The 19,353-nt window shown below is 59.0% G+C and carries 20 protein-coding genes; 10 read left to right on the forward strand and 10 right to left on the reverse strand.

The genetic code is table 11. The features are described 5' to 3' along the window. Nucleotides 1-2: 2 nt before the first annotated feature. The 6 genes from D9N14_RS07875 to D9N14_RS07900 form a co-directional block, all read right to left on the reverse strand. Nucleotides 3-1,553 carry a 2-isopropylmalate synthase gene (locus tag D9N14_RS07875; RefSeq protein WP_290578767.1) on the reverse strand — a complete coding sequence of 517 codons (1,551 nt, stop codon included), beginning with the start codon at nucleotides 1,551-1,553 and terminating at the stop codon, nucleotides 3-5. 144 nt (nucleotides 1,554-1,697) lie between these two features. After that, a complete protein-coding gene (locus D9N14_RS07880) occupies nucleotides 1,698-3,482 on the reverse strand; it encodes a DUF3592 domain-containing protein (RefSeq protein WP_290578769.1) in 1,785 nt (594 codons plus the stop codon). 109 nt (nucleotides 3,483-3,591) lie between these two features. Then, a complete protein-coding gene (gene groL, locus D9N14_RS07885) occupies nucleotides 3,592-5,241 on the reverse strand; it encodes a chaperonin GroEL (protein WP_290578770.1) in 1,650 nt (549 codons plus the stop codon). 72 nt (nucleotides 5,242-5,313) lie between these two features. Beyond that, a complete protein-coding gene (locus D9N14_RS07890) occupies nucleotides 5,314-5,604 on the reverse strand; it encodes a co-chaperone GroES (protein WP_290578773.1) in 291 nt (96 codons plus the stop codon). Between the two features lie 227 nt (nucleotides 5,605-5,831). Next, nucleotides 5,832-6,377 (reverse strand): FxsA family protein, encoded by a 546-nt coding sequence (locus tag D9N14_RS07895; protein WP_290578775.1) that lies wholly within the window; start codon nucleotides 6,375-6,377, stop codon nucleotides 5,832-5,834. Between the two features lie 49 nt (nucleotides 6,378-6,426). After that, nucleotides 6,427-7,152 (reverse strand): HugZ family protein, encoded by a 726-nt coding sequence (locus D9N14_RS07900; protein WP_290578777.1) that lies wholly within the window; start codon nucleotides 7,150-7,152, stop codon nucleotides 6,427-6,429. Between the two features lie 105 nt (nucleotides 7,153-7,257). On the opposite strand from D9N14_RS07900, the gene D9N14_RS07905 reads away from it, so the two are divergent. Beyond that, nucleotides 7,258-8,079 (forward strand): hypothetical protein, encoded by an 822-nt coding sequence (locus tag D9N14_RS07905; protein WP_290578779.1) that lies wholly within the window; start codon nucleotides 7,258-7,260, stop codon nucleotides 8,077-8,079. A 22-nt stretch (nucleotides 8,080-8,101) separates the two neighbouring features. Here D9N14_RS07905 and D9N14_RS07910 read toward each other — a convergent pair whose 3' ends face one another. Then, on the reverse strand, nucleotides 8,102-8,710 hold the full coding sequence (locus tag D9N14_RS07910; protein ID WP_290578781.1) for a hypothetical protein: 609 nt from the start codon (nucleotides 8,708-8,710) through the stop codon (nucleotides 8,102-8,104). Nucleotides 8,711-8,990: 280 nt separating this feature from the next. Here D9N14_RS07910 and D9N14_RS07915 point away from each other — a divergent pair, with 280 nt between their 5' ends. Next, nucleotides 8,991-9,749, forward strand: coding sequence for an SDR family oxidoreductase (locus D9N14_RS07915; protein WP_290578783.1), 759 nt, complete (start codon nucleotides 8,991-8,993; stop codon nucleotides 9,747-9,749). A gap of 81 nt (nucleotides 9,750-9,830) precedes the next feature. Continuing rightward, the gene (locus D9N14_RS07920) at nucleotides 9,831-10,166 is read left to right on the forward strand and encodes an MGMT family protein (RefSeq protein ID WP_290578785.1); all 336 of its coding nucleotides are present in this window, start codon (nucleotides 9,831-9,833) and stop codon (nucleotides 10,164-10,166) included. Between the two features lie 15 nt (nucleotides 10,167-10,181). Here the strand turns inward: D9N14_RS07920 and D9N14_RS07925 are convergent, their stop codons facing one another. Then, the gene (locus D9N14_RS07925) at nucleotides 10,182-11,753 is read right to left on the reverse strand and encodes an AmpG family muropeptide MFS transporter (protein WP_290578787.1); all 1,572 of its coding nucleotides are present in this window, start codon (nucleotides 11,751-11,753) and stop codon (nucleotides 10,182-10,184) included. Between the two features lie 206 nt (nucleotides 11,754-11,959). Between D9N14_RS07925 and D9N14_RS07930 the strand changes: the two genes are divergently transcribed. Both D9N14_RS07930 and D9N14_RS07935 read left to right on the forward strand, forming a co-directional pair. After that, a complete protein-coding gene (locus tag D9N14_RS07930) occupies nucleotides 11,960-12,931 on the forward strand; it encodes a response regulator (RefSeq protein ID WP_290578789.1) in 972 nt (323 codons plus the stop codon). Nucleotides 12,932-12,941: 10 nt separating this feature from the next. Further along, the gene (locus D9N14_RS07935) at nucleotides 12,942-13,844 is read left to right on the forward strand and encodes a ketopantoate reductase family protein (protein WP_290578791.1); all 903 of its coding nucleotides are present in this window, start codon (nucleotides 12,942-12,944) and stop codon (nucleotides 13,842-13,844) included. On the opposite strand, the gene D9N14_RS07940 is transcribed toward D9N14_RS07935, so the two are convergent. Further along, complete coding sequence (locus D9N14_RS07940; RefSeq protein WP_290578793.1) at nucleotides 13,828-14,112, reverse strand: hypothetical protein; 285 nt, start codon at nucleotides 14,110-14,112, stop codon at nucleotides 13,828-13,830. The two genes, D9N14_RS07935 and D9N14_RS07940, sit on opposite strands and share 17 nt — an antisense overlap. 197 nt (nucleotides 14,113-14,309) lie before the next feature. Here D9N14_RS07940 and D9N14_RS07945 point away from each other — a divergent pair, with 197 nt between their 5' ends. The 5 genes from D9N14_RS07945 to D9N14_RS07965 are packed head-to-tail and all read left to right on the forward strand — an operon-like array spanning nucleotide 14,310 to nucleotide 17,872. Further along, the gene (locus D9N14_RS07945; protein WP_290578795.1) at nucleotides 14,310-14,867 is read left to right on the forward strand and encodes a cob(I)yrinic acid a,c-diamide adenosyltransferase; all 558 of its coding nucleotides are present in this window, start codon (nucleotides 14,310-14,312) and stop codon (nucleotides 14,865-14,867) included. Next, nucleotides 14,864-15,403 (forward strand): bifunctional adenosylcobinamide kinase/adenosylcobinamide-phosphate guanylyltransferase, encoded by a 540-nt coding sequence (gene cobU, locus D9N14_RS07950; protein ID WP_290578797.1) that lies wholly within the window; start codon nucleotides 14,864-14,866, stop codon nucleotides 15,401-15,403. Before D9N14_RS07945 ends, cobU begins: the two co-directional genes overlap by 4 nt. Continuing rightward, a complete protein-coding gene (cobT, locus tag D9N14_RS07955) occupies nucleotides 15,400-16,485 on the forward strand; it encodes a nicotinate-nucleotide--dimethylbenzimidazole phosphoribosyltransferase (protein ID WP_290578799.1) in 1,086 nt (361 codons plus the stop codon). The genes cobU and cobT overlap by 4 nt, the downstream gene beginning before the upstream one ends. Further along, nucleotides 16,482-17,135, forward strand: a complete 654-nt coding sequence (locus D9N14_RS07960; protein ID WP_290578801.1) for a histidine phosphatase family protein — start codon at nucleotides 16,482-16,484, stop codon at nucleotides 17,133-17,135. The genes cobT and D9N14_RS07960 overlap by 4 nt, the downstream gene beginning before the upstream one ends. After that, the gene (locus D9N14_RS07965; RefSeq protein WP_290578803.1) at nucleotides 17,132-17,872 is read left to right on the forward strand and encodes an adenosylcobinamide-GDP ribazoletransferase; all 741 of its coding nucleotides are present in this window, start codon (nucleotides 17,132-17,134) and stop codon (nucleotides 17,870-17,872) included. The genes D9N14_RS07960 and D9N14_RS07965 overlap by 4 nt, the downstream gene beginning before the upstream one ends. A 5-nt stretch (nucleotides 17,873-17,877) precedes the next feature. Here the strand turns inward: D9N14_RS07965 and D9N14_RS07970 are convergent, their stop codons facing one another. Continuing rightward, the gene (locus D9N14_RS07970) at nucleotides 17,878-19,350 is read right to left on the reverse strand and encodes a cobyric acid synthase (protein ID WP_290578805.1); all 1,473 of its coding nucleotides are present in this window, start codon (nucleotides 19,348-19,350) and stop codon (nucleotides 17,878-17,880) included. Between the last annotated feature and the right edge of the window lie 3 nt (nucleotides 19,351-19,353).

The following is a 19,353-nucleotide window of genomic DNA, read 5'->3' on the forward strand; positions in this document are numbered from 1 at the left end:
ACTCAGACACCGGCCGTTTGCGGGTGGGCTTTTCGGTGCTCCACACTGAGCAGATTGAGGGCGTTCAGATAGGCTTTGGCAGACGCCGTGACGATGTCGATGTCCGCCCCATGGCCGTTAACGATGCGACCGCCTTTTTCCAACCGCACCGTCACTTCACCCTGGGAATCCGTGCCGCTGGTAATGGCGCTGACGTTGTACAACTCCAGGCTGGTGCCACTGTTGACGATACGCTCTATGGCCTTGAAGGTGGCATCCACCGGGCCGGCCCCGGGGCTTTCTGAACGCTGCTCCTCACCGCCGATGTTCAGGACGACGCTGGCGTTGGGGGTTTCCCCGGTCTGGGAGCAGACACTCAGGGACACCAGGGAATACTGTTCATTCTCGGTGGCTTGCTGGGTGTCACTGACCAGGGCCTGTATGTCTTCGTCAAAGATCTCATGTTTCTTATCCGCCAGTTCCTTGAACCGGTGGAAGGCGGCGTTCAGCTCCTGCTCGGACTTGAGGTTGATGCCCAGCTCGTCCAGGCGGGCGCGGAAAGCATTGCGGCCGGAGTGCTTACCCAGCACCATGCGATTGGCATTCCAGCCGACGTCTTCCGCCTTCATGATTTCGTAGGTTTCCCGGTATTTGATGACGCCATCCTGGTGGATACCGGATTCATGGGCGAAAGCATTGGCACCGACAATGGCCTTGTTGGGTTGTACCGGAAAACCGGTGATGGACGACACCAGACGCGACGCCGGCACGATTTCCAGGGTGTTGATGTTGGTTTCGATATTGAAGAAATCCGAGCGGGTACGTACCGCCATCACGATCTCCTCCAGGGAGGCATTGCCGGCCCGCTCACCCAGGCCGTTGATGGTGCACTCCACCTGGCGCGCACCCTGGGTCACCGCAGCCAGGGAATTGGCCACTGCCAAGCCCAGGTCATTGTGACAGTGCACAGAGAAAATGGCCTGGTCGGAGTTGGGAATCCGCTCGATCAACTGACGAATGGTGTCGCCGTATTGCTGCGGTACAGCGTAACCCACGGTATCGGGAATATTGATGGTGCTGGCGCCGGCAGCAATGGCCGCTTCAATGACCCGGCACAAAAAGTCCAGCTCGGAACGGCCTGCGTCCTCGCAGGAAAACTCCACGTCATCACACAGGTTGCGGGCGCGTTTGACCGCCCTCACCGCCTGCTCCACCACCTGATCCGGGGACAGGCGCAGCTTGTACTCCATGTGAATCGGCGAGGTGGCCAGGAAAGTATGAATGCGGGCGGCATTGGCATTTTGCAGCGCCTCACCGGCGCGATCGATGTCCGCATCTACGGCCCGCGCCAGAGAACAGACCCGGCTGTCCTTGATGGTGTCAGCGACCGCCTTGACGGACTCGAAATCCCCCTGACTGGCAATGGCAAAACCGGCCTCAATCACATCCACCCGCATGCGCTCCAGGGCCTTGGCTATGCGCAGTTTTTCTTCCTGGGTCATCGAGGCCCCAGGGCTTTGCTCGCCGTCGCGCAAGGTGGTGTCAAATATAATGAGTTTGTTGTCAGCGCTCATGTCGCTCTCCAGCTCCGATTGTTCTAAGTCAGGCCATTTGGCTCAGGTTACCCCAAATCAGCGTGCTCTGGTTGCCTAATTTCGCGGGGCGGGTAACTATACCGGGCCGCCCCCCGGGAAGGCAAACCCGCCACCGGCACACCCTCAGGGCAAGCCGGTGTGGGTGCGGAGAAACGCCAGGGCCTCATCCGCCAGCACCCGTCCGGGTATGGATTCGGCAATGGGCTGGCGCCGGCCATCATGATGGATTCGCAGCTGGAACCAGTTACGGGTGCGGGAGCCGGAGCTGGTACTGCTGTTCTTGTGGGCATCGAACCGGGTGATGCTGTCCAGGGGAATGCTGCGGCGGTACACCTCTCTACCCAGAAACAGCCGCCGCACGTGGACATGGTGCCGGTCAATGGCCGTGTCCAGGCGGGTGGTGGGGGTCAATAGCCCGATCAACATGATCAACAGCCCCACACCACCAAACACCGTACAGAACAGCAGCTTCATGGGGATCGCAATAAGGGCGGGGCCCACCTGGGCAAACCCGATTCCAATGCCGGCCGCCAGGAATATGGAACCGAACAGAAAGGCCAGAATGGAGCCGGTCCGTTCCCGGCCATACTCCGAATTCAGGTAAAGCGTGTCGCCTTTCTGTTCAATGTTGAGCACCTGAGCCAGCTCCTGGGTGCGCTGCAACTGCTGCCGGCGCTCACGCCCGGGCATACGAATCAGGCTGTGGCGTTCACCCTGGGCCACCGGCACTGCAAAGTCCAGGGCCAGGTCCAATCCCGGTATGTCTGCCGCCACATGCACCTTCCAGTGTTTCCAATCTTTGGACTGGGGTTGCGACGCTGGCAGGTCGCCGGGCACGTCAAACAGAAACTGAATTTTGGTCTGATCCGCCTCGCGCCGCCCAGGCGCCATCATCATGTCCTGCCAGAGCACGCTGGTGGAAGTACGGCGTTCACCCTTGGCATTGCGGGTCTCGCGGGAATGCAGGCACTCCAACCGCACTTCACATTGCGCATCCAGCGGCAGGGCTTTGCTGAGGGTGATCTCGCCCCCCACCTGGCCCCCGGCCTGACCGGGATTGGGGTCCATTACCAGGCAGGATTGACCATAGCGTACATGCAGGATGCTGCCCTTGATGGCCTGCCAGATCAGGAACAATCCCACCAAGGGAAACAGCAAGATCAGCAGCACCAGATAGTCTTCTGCGCTGCGTATGGAGCGGATTTCATCCCAACCCGCCAAGGCAGCCGGGAAGGAGATGGCGTTCCACACCACCGCAAAAAACCACATGCCCCAATGCCCCATGGCAGCACTGGGGGCGATGGGGGACCGGTCACTGAAATCCAGGGTGGACACGCTGTCGGCAGCGACGGGGTCCGTCCCTGCATCAGGGTCGGATTTGCCCCTGCGTAACCCTGCTCCCATCAACACCGCCCCAACCAGACTGAACACGCCAGCGAACGCCAACTGCATGGCCATCAAACCCCAGCGCAAATCCCGATCCAGCAGCGAGCGGGAGGGTTGCCGGGGGTCATACCAGACCGTTACCGGCAAACGGTTTTGATGAGACTGGCTAAGTTGCCGGGACCAGGTCTGGTGGTAACGACCGATGTTGTCTTTGCCGGTGTGAATACCGACCCGGGCGCTTTCAAATTCGCGCCCATCCACCTGGTAGCGATAGCGGGCTTTCACCTCATAGGTAGTGGAACCCTCGCTGGAACGAGAGCTGTCCAGGCGGGTGGAGACCAACTGGCCTTCGGTCTGTTGCCAGGACGCAGCACTCATCCAGATCGACAGCTCCGGCCACAGCTTGAAATAACCAAAGCCAATGCCAAAACAAAAAAATGGCAACCCGAACAAGGTCAGCATCAGGCTGCGCTTGCCTTTTCCCTCAGTAAGCCCCATCCGTTCCCCCCACAATCTCTTCATCTTAATTATATTTTAGACGCCTGGGAGGCAAACCGGGTTGAGCGGGTGCCCATAAAAAAGCCCGCTCATAGGAGCGGGCTTTTTGTTCAGCGCGAGGGCCGGGGGCTGATTACATCATGCCGCCCATTCCGCCCATGCCGCCCATGCCGCCCATATCGGGCATGCCGCCGGCACCTTTCTCTTCCGGCAGGTCAGCCACCATGGCTTCGGTGGTGATCATCAGACCCGCAACAGAAGCAGCCGCCTGCAGCGCAGAACGGGTTACTTTGGCAGGGTCCAGGATACCCAGCTCGATCATGTCACCGTATTCACCGGTGGCCGCATCGAAACCGAAGTTACCGGAGCCGGACTTCACTTTATCAACCACCACCGAGGCTTCTGCACCGGCGTTGGACGCGATTTGACGGATCGGAGCTTCCATGGCGCGCAGTGCCAGGTGGATACCGGCAGTCTGGTCATCGTTAATACCCACCAGCTCACCGATATTGGACAGGGCGCGCACCAGAGCAACACCACCGCCAGGAACCACACCTTCTTCCACCGCAGCACGAGTAGCGTGCAGCGCGTCTTCAACGCGGGCTTTCTTCTCTTTCATTTCCACTTCAGTAGCGGCACCCACTTTGATTACAGCAACACCGCCAGCCAGCTTGGCTACACGCTCTTGCAGTTTCTCTTTATCGTAATCGGAAGTGGCTTCTTCGATCTGCTGACGGATCTGCTTGACGCGAGCCTGGATTTCAGACTCTTCACCCGCGCCGTCGACCACAGTGGTGTTTTCTTTGGTGATGGATACTTTCTTGGCGGTACCCAGGTCATCCAGAGTGGCGCCTTCCAGAGACAGACCCACCTCTTCAGAGATCACGGTACCACCGGTCAGGATCGCGATGTCCTGCAGCATGGCTTTACGACGATCGCCGAAGCCAGGTGCCTTAACGGCAGCCACTTTAACGATGCCGCGCATGTTGTTCACTACCAGAGTCGCCAGGGCTTCACCTTCAACGTCTTCAGCGATGATCAGCAGCGGCTTACCGGCTTTGGCGACAGACTCCAGTACGGGGAGCAGGTCACGGATGTTGGAGATTTTCTTGTCAACCAACAGAATGAAGGGGCTTTCCAGCTCAACGCTCATTTTTTCCTGATCGTTGATGAAGTAAGGAGACAGGTAACCACGGTCGAACTGCATACCTTCCACTACGTCCAGTTCGTTTTCCAGGCCGCTGCCTTCTTCAACGGTGATAACGCCTTCTTTGCCCACTTTTTCCATCGCTTCAGCGATGATGGTGCCCACGGTGTCGTCGCTGTTGGCAGAGATCGTACCCACCTGGGCGATCGCCTTGGAGTCTTCACAGGGAGTGGACATGCTTTGCAGTTGTTCAACAACGGCGGCAGTGGCCTTGTCGATACCACGCTTCAGGTCCATGGGGTTCATACCAGCGGCTACCGCGCGCAGGCCTTCAGACACGATGGCCTGAGCCAGAACGGTTGCCGTGGTGGTGCCGTCACCGGCCACGTCGTTGGCCTGGGAAGCCACTTCTTTCACCATCTGGGCGCCCATGTTCTCGAACTTGTCTTCCAGTTCGATTTCCTTCGCTACAGACACACCGTCTTTGGTGATGGTGGGAGCACCAAACGCTTTGTCCAGAACCACGTTACGGCCTTTGGGGCCCAGGGTTACTTTAACTGCGTCTGCCAGTACGTTAACGCCTTTCACCATTTTGGCGCGGGCGCTGTCGCCGAATTTAACTTCTTTAGCTGCCATGATAATTTCCTTTTGAATTCCTGAGTTTCTTCAATCGTTAATTGCGGATTAGAGCAAAACCGGGTTCGAGGCTTAGCCTTCCAGAACGCCGAAGATTTCGCTTTCGCCCATGATCAACAGCTCTTCGCCGTCAATCTTAACGGTGCTGCCTGCGTACTGACCGAAGATAACCTTGTCACCGGCTTTGACATCCAGAGGGCGGGTTTCACCATTTTCTGTTACGCGACCGGGGCCCACGGCCAGCACTTCGCCTTGAGAAGGTTTTTCAGTAGCAGAACCCGGCAGCACGATACCACCAGCGCTTTTGGTTTCCTCTTCAACACGACGAATCACGACGCGATCATGCAAAGGACGGATTTTCATGAGTTTTCTATCTCCCAATTAGCCTTGTTTAAGCCAAGTTTCTTAGTGCGTTTGAAGCGCTTTCCATTATTAGCACTCCCAACCTCAGAGTGCTAATAATAGTGTCGCGAATGCATCCGTCAAGAGCCCTGTGCGCTTTTGTGGGCTCATTGCCGGGGATGCCCCTTAAGTGGGGTTGCCGGCTATGATTTCAAGGGTTGATTGCAGGTTTTTTTCAGCGGGGGCGGCTAGCGCTGGGGGCTGTCGTCTTTTTTCTCCACTTCGCCCTCGATTATGAAATGGCCTTGACGATCTTCGCGAACCGTGGGGCCTGATCCCGGGGGCTCGGCATCATAGGTCTGCCCGGGGCTGCGAGATTGCCAGGTACGCTGGTAGACCCAGACATTGCCCTGCCCCGGCCCCCGGTTGAAAGCCTGCATCACCCCCTTCTTCACAATGTAAGACGCCATCCAGCGGCGGCTCTGGGGCAGCAACAGCAGGAACCCGATTGCGTCAGTGATAAAGCCAGGGGTAATCAGCAGGGCGCCGCCCAACAGCAGCATGACGCCCTCCACCATCTCCTCACCGGGCATTTCCCCCTGCTGCATGCGGCTGTTGAGCCGAATCCAGGTCTCAACCCCCTGCCAGCGGAACAGCAAAGACCCCATCATGGCGGTGAGCACCGTCAACAGGATGGTCACTGGCCAGCCGATGGTCTGGGCCACCTGTCCCAGTACGATGGCTTCCAGCAGTGCAAAGATGAAGATGAAAAGAAAAATGCGCCCGAATCCCATGCTTGTCCTACCTGATGTTGTGCTTTCTTGAAGTGCTTTCCTGGCGGGTTTACGCGTTCAGCGGCGTTCGGGCCATTTCCACCAAAATCGCCCTGGCTTCTTCTGAAGTGGTGACGATTCGATCAAAATCAACCCGACGCAGACGATTATTCACCAACAGGGTCATCCCCTCCCCATCGATACCCGCCATGATGGCATCGTTTCCGGGGTTGGGTATCTGCCGCAACGCGCAATAGTGCTGAATGGCATCGCCGTGGTCCTCATTCATATGATCCACAATACGCAGCCATTGTTCCGCAGAAAACGGGCTGGGCTGCACCACATCCCCCGGCGACAGCCAACGGGCCTGGCCAAAGCCCTCGATAAAGCGTAACTGCACCGGGTTCAGGCGATAGAAGTCAAAGTCCAGCTCGTCATGGTAGCCCCGGGCCTGGGGGAAGCAGCGATAGTAACGCTGGGCCGCCGCGGCCACGTCGTCCACCCGCTTGGCGTCTGCGATGAGGGTCAGCCGCTCCACCTGCTGCACGTCTCCCTGCTGGCTGTCTCCCTGGGTAGCCTCGGTATCCAGCAGCGTGAGAGACACCTTGGGGTTGTCGGCAATGTTCTGGGTATGTTGCGCCAGGCGGCTGATGAGGATCAGGGGCTGGCCACTCTGATCCAGGCAGAATGGCACCACCGAACCAAACGGATACCCTGCGTATTTTTTCGAGTGGGTACTGAGCACCCCGCTGAACAGGCTCTGCAAAACACTCCGCGCGCGCTTGCCGGCTTCCATGGTATTCCCCTTTTTTTTAAGCTGATCCCGGTGGTCAATGAACTTTAAGGCGACCATTCCGAATGGTACCATGCCGGCAGATTTTTGCGGGGGCATGAGTAGGAAATGGCAGTCAGCAAGTGGGGCGTCATCGCGCTGGTATTGGGATGCATCGGAGGCACGGCGGTGCGGGCAGAAGAATCCGCCCCGAAGGAACCCGCCAACTACGCCTTTGCCGCCTACATGGGCAGCGGTTTGTATGGCGCCACCGACGCCTCGCTGTTCGTGCTCAACCTGCCCATGACGTTCCAGTGGCGGGAACGAAAAGACATTCGCATTCGATTCTCCACCTCCGCCGGTTTTTTTGATTACGGGCGCGAGAACATTGAAGAGTTGGAAATTCCAGACTCCATCGGCACCCTCACCCTGATTCCAGGCGTGGAAAAAGTCTACGCGGCCAGCGATCGGTGGGAGCTGATTCCCCACATCGATTATGGCTATGCGAAAAACTTCTCCACCAAGGAGGAAGCCCAGGTCTATTCTGTGGGCCTGCACTCCCGCTACTACACTAAAGGGGAAATTGACCGGCATGTGTGGGTGAACAAAATCATCCTGGCAGGTTATCGCACCTTTTCCAGCGATCTGCAGGATAATTATGTAAAGCTGTTGTCCGGTTTTGATTACAAATCCAATCTGTACATCACTCTCAATGCTGGCATTGCCATACCCACCCTCTACGGCTCCGTTTCCTGGAGTTACAACGGCATTGACTACGTGGAAAAATGGAAGGACCGCACCGCCCGGGACCTGAACTACGAAATGGGGATTTCATTGTACGCCCCCAAGCCCATCGACCTATGGGTGACTGAGGTGAACCGGGTTGGGTTAGGTTATCAATACAACCAGTTTGGGAATGTGATACGCCTGTTTGCCGGAACCCCGTTCTGAGATTCCGGCCACGCTGCGCTGACTACAGTGGTTGGGAAACGGACTCCACTGCAGGTTTGGACGGGGGTTTGACCAGCGATACCGCATAAGCTTCGGTGTGTGTGACCACCACCGTCTGGCCGATTCGGAGCTTGGTGATGTTCTCAGGATTCTTGATCACCACCACCCGGTACTTGCCGTTGGCGTCCTTCAGGGTTCCGGTCATATTGACGGCATTCAGGTCCACAATGCTGCAGACAGAACGGTACTGTTTGAGCATGGCCCCCGCCGGTAATTCCTCCGCTTGAGCCTTCACGGTATGGTTCAGTTCCACATAGGGTTGTTTCAACTCTTCCTGGGTGGGCTCACGCACCTCATAAACGGCGGACACGAAGAAATCCACGGTGACCTGGTCACCCACTGCCACCTCATGCAGGCGCTTGACGTGATCCCCCACCACCAGGTGTTTAAGATGTCCGTCAGGATCGCGCAACACCACTTCCCGGGTTTCCAGGTTGATGGCTTCCACCGTCTCGGTCACGCTGATGCGCTCGATATCCTCCCGCCCCGGGGCCTGTGCCAGCAGGGGCTGTGCACACAACATACCGACAACGCCCAACACCCCCATCCAACTGCTCAGTACCTGTTTCATATGTGTCCCTGCCATCCTGTGTGACTCATTATAATAGGTTGAAAAATCGGCACATTTTGCGCTGCACGCCCAACCAACCCGTGCCTTTTCGGCGCAAACATTACTCCACTTGCGCAAGTATTCCAAGCCGGAAACGACAGCGTGACGGCCGGACCACAGCCGTCTGCTGGCCACTCTCCCTCTGGAAATCCGGTGCCAAAACAGGAATAATCGCGACTCGCAAGTCAAGCCGACTATTACAGCGTATTAAAAGCGGACCAAATATAGAGGGTTAGTAGTTATGGATTTAAAAGATAAAGTCGTGGTCATCACCGGTGCCGGACGGGGTTTGGGACGGGGCATGGCTCTGGCATTCGCCCAGAAAGGGGCCAATGTGGCGGTTGTGGACTTGAATGCCGATGATATCGCTCAGACCGTAACCCTGTGCGAAGAACAAGGGGTGAAAGCCAAGGGATACACCGTCAACGTAGCCAAAGACACCGAAGTTGAAAAGCTGTTTGACGATGTGGTGGCGGATTTCGGCACCCTGAGCGGCGTGGTCAACAACGCCGGCATCACCCGCGACGGTCTGCTGGTGAAAGCCAAAGACGGCGAGATCACCAAGATGTCCACCCAACAGTGGCAGATGGTCATTGACGTTAACCTGACCGGCGTATTCCTGTGCGCCCGTGAAGCCGCCGCCAAGATGATCCAGCTGGGTGTGGAAGAAGGCGTGATCGTCAGCATCTCCAGCCTGGCCCGTCAGGGCAGCTTCGGCCAGACCAACTACTCTGCAGCCAAAGCCGGCGTGGTGGCCATGACCGAATCCTGGGCCAAGGAACTGTCCCGTTACAACATTCGGACCGGCGCCATTGCCCCCGGCACCATCAACACCGACATGATCGCGGCCATGAAACCGGAAGCCCGTGATCGCCTGATCGGTGCAGTGCCCCTGAAGCGCCTGGGTGAGCCCAGCAACATTGCCAAGGCAGCCACCTTCATTTTCGAAAACGATTACTTCACCGGTCGGGTGATTGATGTGGACGGTGGTCTGCGCTAAACGCAGATTTCAACATCCCCATTGAAAAGAGTGGCAATTCCGCCGTAAGGTGGAGCCACTCTTTTTTTATGGTTGTTCTTGATGAGCAAACCCACCCCCACCGATACAGCCACCTCCCGCCAGGACGCCAGACACAGCATCATTCAAGTTGTGGGGGCGATTCCCAAAGGCCGGGTCTGCACCTACGGGCGTGTGGCGGAACGGGCCGGACTGCCTGGCTACGCCCGCTATGTGGGCACGGTACTGAAGCAGCTTCCCGCCAACAGCAGCCTGCCCTGGCATCGGGTGATCAACGGCCAGGGTAAAATCGCCTTCCCCGTGGGCAGCGATCAATGGCAATTGCAGAAGCAGAAACTGGAACAGGAAGGCGTTGGCTTTTGTGGCGAACGGGTATCCCTGCGCCAGTATCTATGGTGATCCGGCGTTATTGGATCAATCCGGAGTTTCAGTGCCAGCCTGAGCCAGCTCCAGGTGTTTCGCCGCCAGATAGATGAAGAACAACACCGGCAGCCCCAGCAAGCCGGTAATAGTGAAAAACGGCACGTAACCCAGGGCCTCCACAATGGAACCGGAATAGCCTGCGGTGAGCTTGGGAATCAGCGTCATCAGAGAACTGAAAATGGCGTATTGCATGGCGGTAAAACGCACATTCACCAACGCCGACAGGAACGCGATGAACGAGGCACTGGCAATCCCGGCCGCCAGGTTGTCCGCCGACACCACCCCATAAAGGACATAAACGTCGTGGCCGGTTTGGGCCAGCAGAATGAAGCACAGGTTGGTGGCCACCACCAGAATGGCACTCACCGCCAGCATCAGCATCACCCCAAAGCGCATGGTGAGCACACCCCCGAGAAATCCCCCCAGAATGGTCATCCAAACGCCGAACAGTTTCACCGCCGTAGCGATCTCTTCTTTGGAAAATCCCATTTCCGTGTAGAAGATATTGGAGATCACCCCCAGCACCACATCCGAGATGCGGAACAGGCTCACCAGGCACAACAAAATGACGGTGGTCCGAGTCCCATAGGTATAGAGGAAGTTACGGATGGGCTCCAGGTAGCTGACCACCACCAGCTCCCGGCTGGCCACCCCCATTGCCACCAGTCCCCAGGCGAGCCCGAAGGCAATGGTGACCGCCGCACTGAAGCGAAGCACTTCCAGCAAAAAAGCACTGAGGTGCCCGCCCATCCCGGGTACAGAGGCTTTGAGCTGGGCAATGCCCTGCCCGCCCCAGAAAAAGGTGGCCACAAAACCGGTGGCCGCCAGCACAAACAACGCACAGAGCCTGACGTAGTCGGTATTGGCGAAGCGGTCGTAATCCCGCTTGATCACCGCCGGCTCCTTGATCCAGAACGCGGTCGCCACCCCCACCAGCATGAACAGGGGGATGATCAGGTGGGTCATGCGCCAGGCTTCATACAGATAGTGTTCCCGGGTGGTACCAAAGTAGGCTGCCAGGTACAGCGCGCCGGCGCCGGTGACGATCATGCCCAGCCGATAGCCGGCGATGTAGGTGGCGGACATCATGGCCTGCATGTCGGCATCCGCCGCCTCAATCCGATAGGCGTCGATTACAATGTCCTGGGTGGCGGAACTGAACCCCAACAGCACTGCCGCCATGGCCATCACCAGGACCGCACTCTGCCCTTGTGCCGGATCGGTCACCGCCATCAACAGAATCGCGCTGATGATGCCGAACTGGGCCAGCAGCATCCAGGAACGACGGGCACCAAACGCCCGGGTCAGCCAGGGTATCGGCACCCGATCCACCAAGGGCGCCCACACAAACTTGAACGAGTATCCCAGGGCCGCCCAACTGAAATAGGTGACCTCGGACTTCTGAATGCCCGCCTCCAGTAGCCAGATGGAGAGTGAGGAAAAAATCAACATGATCGGCAGGCCGGCGGAGAATCCCAGCAGCAGCATCACCCAAACCTGGGGCTGCAACACAACAGAGAGGCTCTCGCGCCAGGAGTGATGAAATTTCAGGTGGTTGCTCATAAACGCTGGGTCTACCGACGGCTGCAAGGGAAACTGCACCCGCATGCTAACCAAAAAAAACCGGGCAGGCCAAAAAAATCCGATAAATCAGTGGGCTATTTCACTGAACGGCATCGCGGAATTAGACATATCTCAGACTCTCGGCCACACTTATTCTTCAGAAGCCCGACCACGAATAATAACAAGCCGGAATGAAATAGGTTCCTATGCCGAATGCCGATCTGCCCATCATGATTGTGGACGATGCCAAGTTTTCCGGTGCCGTCATTGGTCGCACACTGAAAGCCGCCGGTTTTAGGGACATACGCACGGCCAGCAGCGCCCAACAGGGCCTGGCCATGCTGGAATCCCGCCCGGTCAACGTCTTGATTGCTGACTGGCTGATGCCGGAAATGGACGGTCTGGAGCTGGCCGGGCGGGTCCGCCAACTGGACGAAGCCACCAATCATTTCACCTACATCATGCTGCTCACTGCCAAGGAAGGGGATCAGGCCCTGCGCCAGGCCTTCGACCAGGGGGTGGACGACTTCATCAACAAGTCCGTCATGAACCAGCAATTGCTGCCCAGAATCTATGCGGCCGACCGCCTGTCCTGTCTGCAGAACCGGCTGCTGCAGGAGAATCAGTTACTGGTGGAATCCAACCAGCGCTTCAAGAAGCACTCCCTGGTGGACCCACTCACCGGGCTGGGGAACGGACACTTCGCCATCGAGCGTCTCACCGCCACCATCAAACACGCCGAATCCCGCCAGGGCGCTGCCTGTGTCATGGTGATCAACCTGGATAACTATAAAGAGTTGATGGTCACCCACGGCAAAAAGATTATGCGGGAGATCGTGGTCAGCACGGCCCGGCGACTGCGGCAGCTGGTGCGCCCCCTGGACGTGGTGTCCCGCCTTTCCAACGAACAATTTGTCGTCGTCACCCACCAACCTGATATCATGCAGGCTAACGCCGTCACCTATCGCCGGATATACGACGCGTTGAACGTAAAGGCCGTGAAGACCTCCAAGGGCTTTGTCAACATTCGGGCCGCCATGTGCATGTCTGCCGCAGATGAGGAAACGGGGTTTCCTTCCGCCGACAAAATGCTGGCGATCACCCAACAGCAAATCCCCAATGCCCGGGACACCGGGCGCCTGATGGTCATTCGCTGGCGCACCGCCAAATCCAACTGACCACACGCGTATGACTGAACCCTGGTATGTCCTGGGGCCCGGTGCCATGGGCTCACTGTTTGCCTGCTATCTGCAACAGGCGGGTTTCCCGGTGCACCTGATGGGGCGCGGGGGGCAGGCCGTCACCTGCACCATTGAACGGATTGAGACAGACGCCCGTTTCCTGCACGCATTTACCAGCGCGCCGACACAAGCCCTCATTCGGCAGCTGCTGGTCACGGTCAAGGCCCACCAGACCCAGGCGGCCCTGCAGTCTGTTCAAGCGCGACTGGCCCCGGATGCGACCATCGTCTTCCTGCAGAATGGTATGGGCGCCTGGGGGGCAGCCGAGCAGGCGTTTCCCCACAGTACCCTGCTGCTGGGCACCACCACCGAAGGCGCCAACCGCCCCACACCCCGCCAGGTCAGGCACGCCGGTGCCGGAGCCACTTACGTCGGCGCCCTCCACCCGGCACAACACCCTGCGGCATTGGCGCTCAGCCGGCAATGGTCGGGGCTGCCATTGACCCTCGGGGCAGACTCGAACATTCAAGTCCGACTTTGGCAAAAACTCGCCATCAATTGCGCCATCAACCCGCTGACGGCGCTCTACGATTGCCCTAATGGGGCCTTGCTGGCGAACCCCGAGGCACTGGCGCAAATGGAGGCGATCTGTGAAGAGGTGGAGGCAGTCATAGCGCGGGTGTTCGAGCTGAACGGGGTTGCGGAACCGGTGCAGGGCCTGTTTCTGCTGGCCAAAACCGTGGCCACCAAAACCGGTGATAATATTTCCTCCATGCTGCAGGATGTGCGCAAACGTCAGGCGACGGAAATCGACTACATAACCGGATTCCTGTTGCAGGAAGCGCGGCGACAGGGCATTCGCTGCCCGCTCAACGAGCGAATCTATGACCAGGTCAGGCAGTTGTGCTGAGGCTTTTATCCACTTTGCGGATCAGGGTACCGCTGGTGGATCTGAGCTCAGAATGGCGGTTCAAGGCGTCCAGAGCCAGCTGCTGGCACAACAGCTCCAGCTCTTCGTTATCGGAACCGGCGCAGAGCACATACGCCATGTTGGCGGTGGCCTCAAGCTGCCCCAGCACATAACATTCATGCTCACTGCCGCGGTGGGTCAATGCGGTACGGGAGGCTGCGTTCAGCAGCTCTCGAAGCAATTCAACGTCTACACTCACTCTGCTCATGCTGCCCTCCGTCTAATACTGCTGCGTGGCAATTTCAGGCCAAATCGCGTCTCCGTCGACTTGACCCATGTAAAGCTTAGTCGTAAATTGCAGCCCGATTCTGTGACTTTTGATACAAAAGAAGCCCGCAATTCCACATAAATTGCTCACCCAGTAGCCGAATAATCCATATTCTATAGCCAAAAGGAGTAAACCCTATGGGCAACCGCCTTTCCAAGATATATACCCGCACCGGAGACCAGGGCAGTACCGGGCTGGGAGACGGTAGCCGTGTGGACAAGGACAGCCTGCGGGTGGAGGCCTACGGCACCACAGACGAACTGAATTCGGTTCTCGGCATGGTGTTGTCTGAAACCGAAGTCAGCGCGCCACTGCGGGACTGGTTATTCGAAATCCAGCACGACCTGTTTGATCTGGGTGCCGAGCTGTGTGTACCCGGACATACCGTATTGACGGAAGCCTTTGTGCAGCGACTGGAACAACACATCGACGCCATGAACGCGGACCTGCCCTACCTGAAGGAATTCATTTTGCCCGGCGGCAACCGGGCCGCCACCACCTGCCATCTGGCCAGAACCGTGTGCCGCCGCGCCGAGCGCCGGGTGCTGACTTTGTCCAAACAGGAAAGCATCAATGACTGGGGCTTGAAATACCTGAACCGGCTCTCCGACTTTCTGTTCGTGGCGGCGCGGGTTCTGGCCCGGGCCAATGGGGGCGAAGAGATCATGTGGAACCGCAAACGCTTTGAATCATGATTGAACTGATCCTGGGTGGGGCCCGCTCCGGTAAAAGCCAACTGGCGGAACAGCGGGCGCTGGCCAGCAATAAAGCCGTGGTCTATGTAGCCACTGCCCAGAATCTGGACGGGGAAATGGCCAAGCGCATCGATCACCACCAGCGCCGCCGCCCACCGCACTGGACCACCCTGGAACAGCCCATTGCCCTGGCGCAAAGCCTGAAGCAGGTGGATGCAAAGGACACCCTGATCCTGATCGACTGCCTGACCCTGTGGGTCTCGAACCTCCTCTGCCTGGAAGAGGGCCACCATTTCGCTCTGGAAAAGCAGGCCCTGTTGGACCTGCTGCCCCAAATGCAGAGCGACGTGATTATGGTGAGCAATGAAACCGGACTGGGTGTGGTGCCCATGGGCGAGCTCAGCCGCCGCTTTGTGGATGAGAGTGGCTGGCTGCATCAGGCACTGGCCGCCCTGGCAGATCAGGTCACCCTGGTGGTGGCTGGCCTCCCCTTACAACTCAAACCGACCCAACTCATACCGACGCAAAACACATGACTGAGACCACTTCGACCGCCCTTGATCCAGCCTGGTGGAGCGAACCCGCTGCGCGCCCCAGCGTCAGCGTAAAGGCCGCCGCCAGCGAGCGCCAAAACCAGCTCACCAAGCCACCGGGGGCCCTGGGCCGGCTGGAGCAGATCGCTATCCAGTTGGCGGCCATTCAGAATCAGGTCAAGCCCAGCCTGGAGCAGGTACACATCGCCGTGTTTGCCGGTGATCACGGCATTGTGGAGGAAGGGGTCTCCGCCTTTCCCCAGGCCGTGACGGTGGAGATGCAGCGTAACTTTATCCGCGGTGGCGCTGCCATCAGCGTGCTGGCCCGGGAATTGGACGCCACCCTGGAAGTGATCAACACCGGCACCCACGCCGATCCCAGCCACCTGGCAGGTGTGGTGCACGGCCCCATCGCCCCGCAAACCGCCAATTTCCGCCACCAGGCGGCCATGACCGAAGCACAATGGCAACAGGCACTGTGCCTGGGGTGGGAATCTGTGCAACGGGCCGCTGAGCGGGGAGTTAAGCTCTATATCGGTGGTGAAATGGGGATCGGCAACACCACCGCTGCCACTGCCTTGCTGGCGCGCCTGCTGAACCTGGCAGTAGGCGACATCACCGGACCCGGCACCGGCCTGAACCAACAAGGGGTGCAACACAAAATCCGGGTGATTCAGCACGCCCTGGATCGCCATACCAACAGCCTGACGGACGCCGGAGCCATTTCCCGCATTCTGGGGGGCTTCGAAATCACGGCCTTGACCGGTGCCTACATTGCGGCCGCCCAACAGGGCATTGCGGTCATCGTGGACGGCTTTATCTGCACCGCCGCTGCCGCCGTTGCCTTGCAGCTGAACCCCTCCATCCGCCCCTACCTCTTCTTCAGCCACTGTTCTGCAGAGCCGGGCCATCAGAAGGTCATTGAACAACTGGGCGTGGAACCCATCGTGGACCTGAACCTGCGCCTGGGAGAGGGCAGCGGCGCCGCCATGGTGGTGCCCCTGCTGCGCCTGGCCTGCGCGCTGCACAATCAAATGGCCACTTTTGCGGAAGCCGCGGTGTCGGAAAAGCTGGAGAACGGATGATGTTTGGCTCCCCCACTGAACAGCGCAAAATCACCCTGGACCTGATCCGCCACGGCGAGCCGGAAGGCGGCGTGCGCTATCGCGGCTCCATCGATGACCCTTTGTCTGCCGCCGGCTGGCAACATATGCACCACGCCACCGACCAGGCCATGGCCAGTGGCACCCGCTGGGACGCCATCATCAGCTCCCCCATGCAGCGCTGCCAGGCGTTTGCCACCACGCTGGCACACTCCCTGGATCTGCCCTTAACGGTGGAGCCCGACCTGCGGGAACTGTGTTTCGGTGAATTGGAAGGGTTGACGCCCACCCAGGCCTGGGCGCAACACCCGGAGTTGCTGCAACGACTGTGGGAGGACCCGACTCAACATACCCCGCCCGGGGGTGAACTGTTCACGGATTTCAGCGCACGGGTAGCCTCCTGTCTTGACCACCGGATTCTGGCCTCTCCTCCGGGTGAGCACCTTCTGCTAGTGGTCCACGGCGGTGTGATCCGCTCGACCCTGTCCCACTTTATCCACCTGACGCCCCAGGACAGTTTCCGTGTAGATGTACCGTACGCCGGGCTGACCCGCTTCAAAATCTATCTGGAAGACAACGGCCACTACAACGCGGCCCTCAGCTTCATCAATCGTTTCACCGGTACCCCATGAACCCGTTGAAGATTGCCCTGGCGTTCCTCACCCGTCTCCCGGTGCGCCACGTGGATTACAACGAGGGCGACCTGAAAGCATCGATTTACTGGTATGGCGTGGTGGGCCTGGTCATCGGTGGGATACTCTGGCTGAGCCAGGCCATTCTGCTGTGGATTGCCCCTCTGCTGAACCCCGCCATTGCCGCCGCCGTATTGCTCGGCGTGTGGGTTCTGGTCACCGGGGCGTTGCATCTGGATGGATTGGCGGACAGCGCGGACGCCTGGCTGGCAGGCGGCGACCGGGAACGAACCCTGGCCATCATGAAGGACCCGCGCAGTGGCCCGGCGGGGGTGGCCAGCATGGTGCTGGTGTTACTGGTGAAATTTGCCTGCCTGCAACAACTGGTTGCCACCGCCCCTGCCTTGCTTTTACTGGCGCCTTCCCTGGCACGGAGCCTGATGCCGATCCTGTTTCTGCACACCCCCTATGTGCGGGAAGCCGGTTTGGCCACGCCCTTCAGAGATGGTCTGGACAGCGCCACCAGCTATCTGCAAGCCGCACTATTGGCCCTGATGTGGTGGTGGTTGATGGGCGTCAGCGCGTTGCTCGCTCTGTTGCTTGTAGGCGCCGTGTTTGGCTGGCTGCGCCGCTTGATGATGCAGCGTATCGGTGGCACCACCGGTGATACCGCCGGAGCCTGTGTGGAGATTCTGGAAGCCGTCGCGCTGCTGGGCATGGCCCTGGCGGTGGCCTGACGAGCTCAGATCAGCCCCTGAATGCAGTCCATATCCAGGTGCTGCTCCGCCGCGTCCGCCAGCCGGTCAATCTGCCGCTCCCGCTCCCGGTTGTAATCAAAGCGTTCCGCCTGGCTCAGGCCCGCCCATTGCAACAGGCTCTGCAGGGCGGCCTCAGTGTCAAAAATACCGTGTAGATAGGTGCCCATCACATTTCCGTCCTGGGAGCAGGCGCCGTCCAGGTCACCGTTGCCAAAGCGCACCAGGGGCTGCGCCAGGGCCGGGCCGGTGGACACGCCGGCGTGGATTTCATAGCCGCTGCAAGGGACATTACCGGTTAAAGGGCTGTTGCCGGTTAGCAGAACACCTTCACGACGCTTCAGTTGTTTCTCGGGCAAGAGGCGGGTTTCCATCGACAGCCAACCCAGCCCCGCCTCCTCGGCAGGCCGCCCTTCGATGCCCAGGTCATCCACCAGCCGTTGTCCCAGCATTTGAAAGCCGCCGCAAATGCCCAGCAGTTTTCCGCCGTAACGCAGGTGCCTTTGCAGGGCCGCATCCCACCCCTGTTGTTTAAGCCAACGCAGGTCGGCAATGGTGTTTTTGCTGCCGGGCAGGATAATCAGATCCGCCGCCGGCATCGGCTCACCGGCGCGAAGGTAATGAAACGCCACCTGGGGATGCAAACGCAGGGGGTCGAAATCCGTATGATTACTGATGCGCGGAAACACCGGCACCACCACCTTCAGGGGCTGTTCCTGCTTGTGGCTCTCATCCACAGGGTTGATGCCGTCTTCCCCATCGATGTGGAGACCGTGCAAATAGGGCAACACCCCCAGCACCGGTTTGCCAGTGTATTGCTGCAACCAATCCAGGCCCGGTTGCAGCAAGGCGATATCACCCCGAAAGCGATTGATGACAAAGCCCTTCACCCGGGACTGTTCCGATGGGCTGAGCAGGGCCAGGGTGCCCACCAGATGGGCAAACACACCGCCCTTATCAATATCGGCGATCAGAATCACCGGGCAATCCACCGCTTCGGCAAAGCCCATATTGGCGATGTCCCGGTCCCGCAGATTGATCTCTGCCGGGCTACCGGCCCCTTCCACCAGAATCAGTTCATATTGCTGTTGCAACCGCTGATGGCTCTCCAGCACCGCACTCATGGCCTGGGTTTTGTACTCGTGATAGTCCACCGCATTCATCTGGTGCCGGGCTTTACCGTGGATGATCACCTGGGCTCCAATGTCGGTGGTGGGTTTCAGCAGCACCGGATTCATGTCCACCACCGGCTCCAGCCCGGCCGCGGCCGCCTGCAGGGCCTGGGCCCGACCGATCTCACCACCGTCTGCGGTGACCGCGCTGTTAAGGGCCATGTTCTGGGGTTTGAACGGCACCACGCGCACCCCGCGGCGGGCGAACACCCGGCACAGCGCAGCCACCAGCGTGGATTTTCCGGCATCGGAGGTGGTGCCCTGCACCATCAAAGTGTTGGCCGTCATGCT

It is taken from the genome of Ketobacter sp., assembly GCF_003671495.1.
Taxonomy (GTDB): domain Bacteria; phylum Pseudomonadota; class Gammaproteobacteria; order Pseudomonadales; family Ketobacteraceae; genus Ketobacter.

Bases quoted from the DNA above. Each gene is read 5' to 3' on its own strand.
- D9N14_RS07875 (WP_290578767.1), bottom strand. From the start codon at position 1,553: ATGAGCGCTGACAACAAACTCATTATATTTGACACCACCTTGCGCGAC.
- D9N14_RS07880 (WP_290578769.1), bottom strand. From the start codon at position 3,482: ATGAAGAGATTGTGGGGGGAACGGATGGGGCTTACTGAGGGAAAAGGC.
- groL (WP_290578770.1), bottom strand. From the start codon at position 5,241: ATGGCAGCTAAAGAAGTTAAATTCGGCGACAGCGCCCGCGCCAAAATG.
- D9N14_RS07890 (WP_290578773.1), bottom strand. From the start codon at position 5,604: ATGAAAATCCGTCCTTTGCATGATCGCGTCGTGATTCGTCGTGTTGAA.
- D9N14_RS07895 (WP_290578775.1), bottom strand. From the start codon at position 6,377: ATGGGATTCGGGCGCATTTTTCTTTTCATCTTCATCTTTGCACTGCTG.
- D9N14_RS07900 (WP_290578777.1), bottom strand. From the start codon at position 7,152: ATGGAAGCCGGCAAGCGCGCGCGGAGTGTTTTGCAGAGCCTGTTCAGC.
- D9N14_RS07905 (WP_290578779.1), top strand. From the start codon at position 7,258: ATGGCAGTCAGCAAGTGGGGCGTCATCGCGCTGGTATTGGGATGCATC.
- D9N14_RS07910 (WP_290578781.1), bottom strand. From the start codon at position 8,710: ATGAAACAGGTACTGAGCAGTTGGATGGGGGTGTTGGGCGTTGTCGGT.
- D9N14_RS07915 (WP_290578783.1), top strand. From the start codon at position 8,991: ATGGATTTAAAAGATAAAGTCGTGGTCATCACCGGTGCCGGACGGGGT.
- D9N14_RS07920 (WP_290578785.1), top strand. From the start codon at position 9,831: ATGAGCAAACCCACCCCCACCGATACAGCCACCTCCCGCCAGGACGCC.
- D9N14_RS07925 (WP_290578787.1), bottom strand. From the start codon at position 11,753: ATGAGCAACCACCTGAAATTTCATCACTCCTGGCGCGAGAGCCTCTCT.
- D9N14_RS07930 (WP_290578789.1), top strand. From the start codon at position 11,960: ATGCCGAATGCCGATCTGCCCATCATGATTGTGGACGATGCCAAGTTT.
- D9N14_RS07935 (WP_290578791.1), top strand. From the start codon at position 12,942: ATGACTGAACCCTGGTATGTCCTGGGGCCCGGTGCCATGGGCTCACTG.
- D9N14_RS07940 (WP_290578793.1), bottom strand. From the start codon at position 14,112: ATGAGCAGAGTGAGTGTAGACGTTGAATTGCTTCGAGAGCTGCTGAAC.
- D9N14_RS07945 (WP_290578795.1), top strand. From the start codon at position 14,310: ATGGGCAACCGCCTTTCCAAGATATATACCCGCACCGGAGACCAGGGC.
- cobU (WP_290578797.1), top strand. From the start codon at position 14,864: ATGATTGAACTGATCCTGGGTGGGGCCCGCTCCGGTAAAAGCCAACTG.
- cobT (WP_290578799.1), top strand. From the start codon at position 15,400: ATGACTGAGACCACTTCGACCGCCCTTGATCCAGCCTGGTGGAGCGAA.
- D9N14_RS07960 (WP_290578801.1), top strand. From the start codon at position 16,482: ATGATGTTTGGCTCCCCCACTGAACAGCGCAAAATCACCCTGGACCTG.
- D9N14_RS07965 (WP_290578803.1), top strand. From the start codon at position 17,132: ATGAACCCGTTGAAGATTGCCCTGGCGTTCCTCACCCGTCTCCCGGTG.
- D9N14_RS07970 (WP_290578805.1), bottom strand. From the start codon at position 19,350: ATGACGGCCAACACTTTGATGGTGCAGGGCACCACCTCCGATGCCGGA.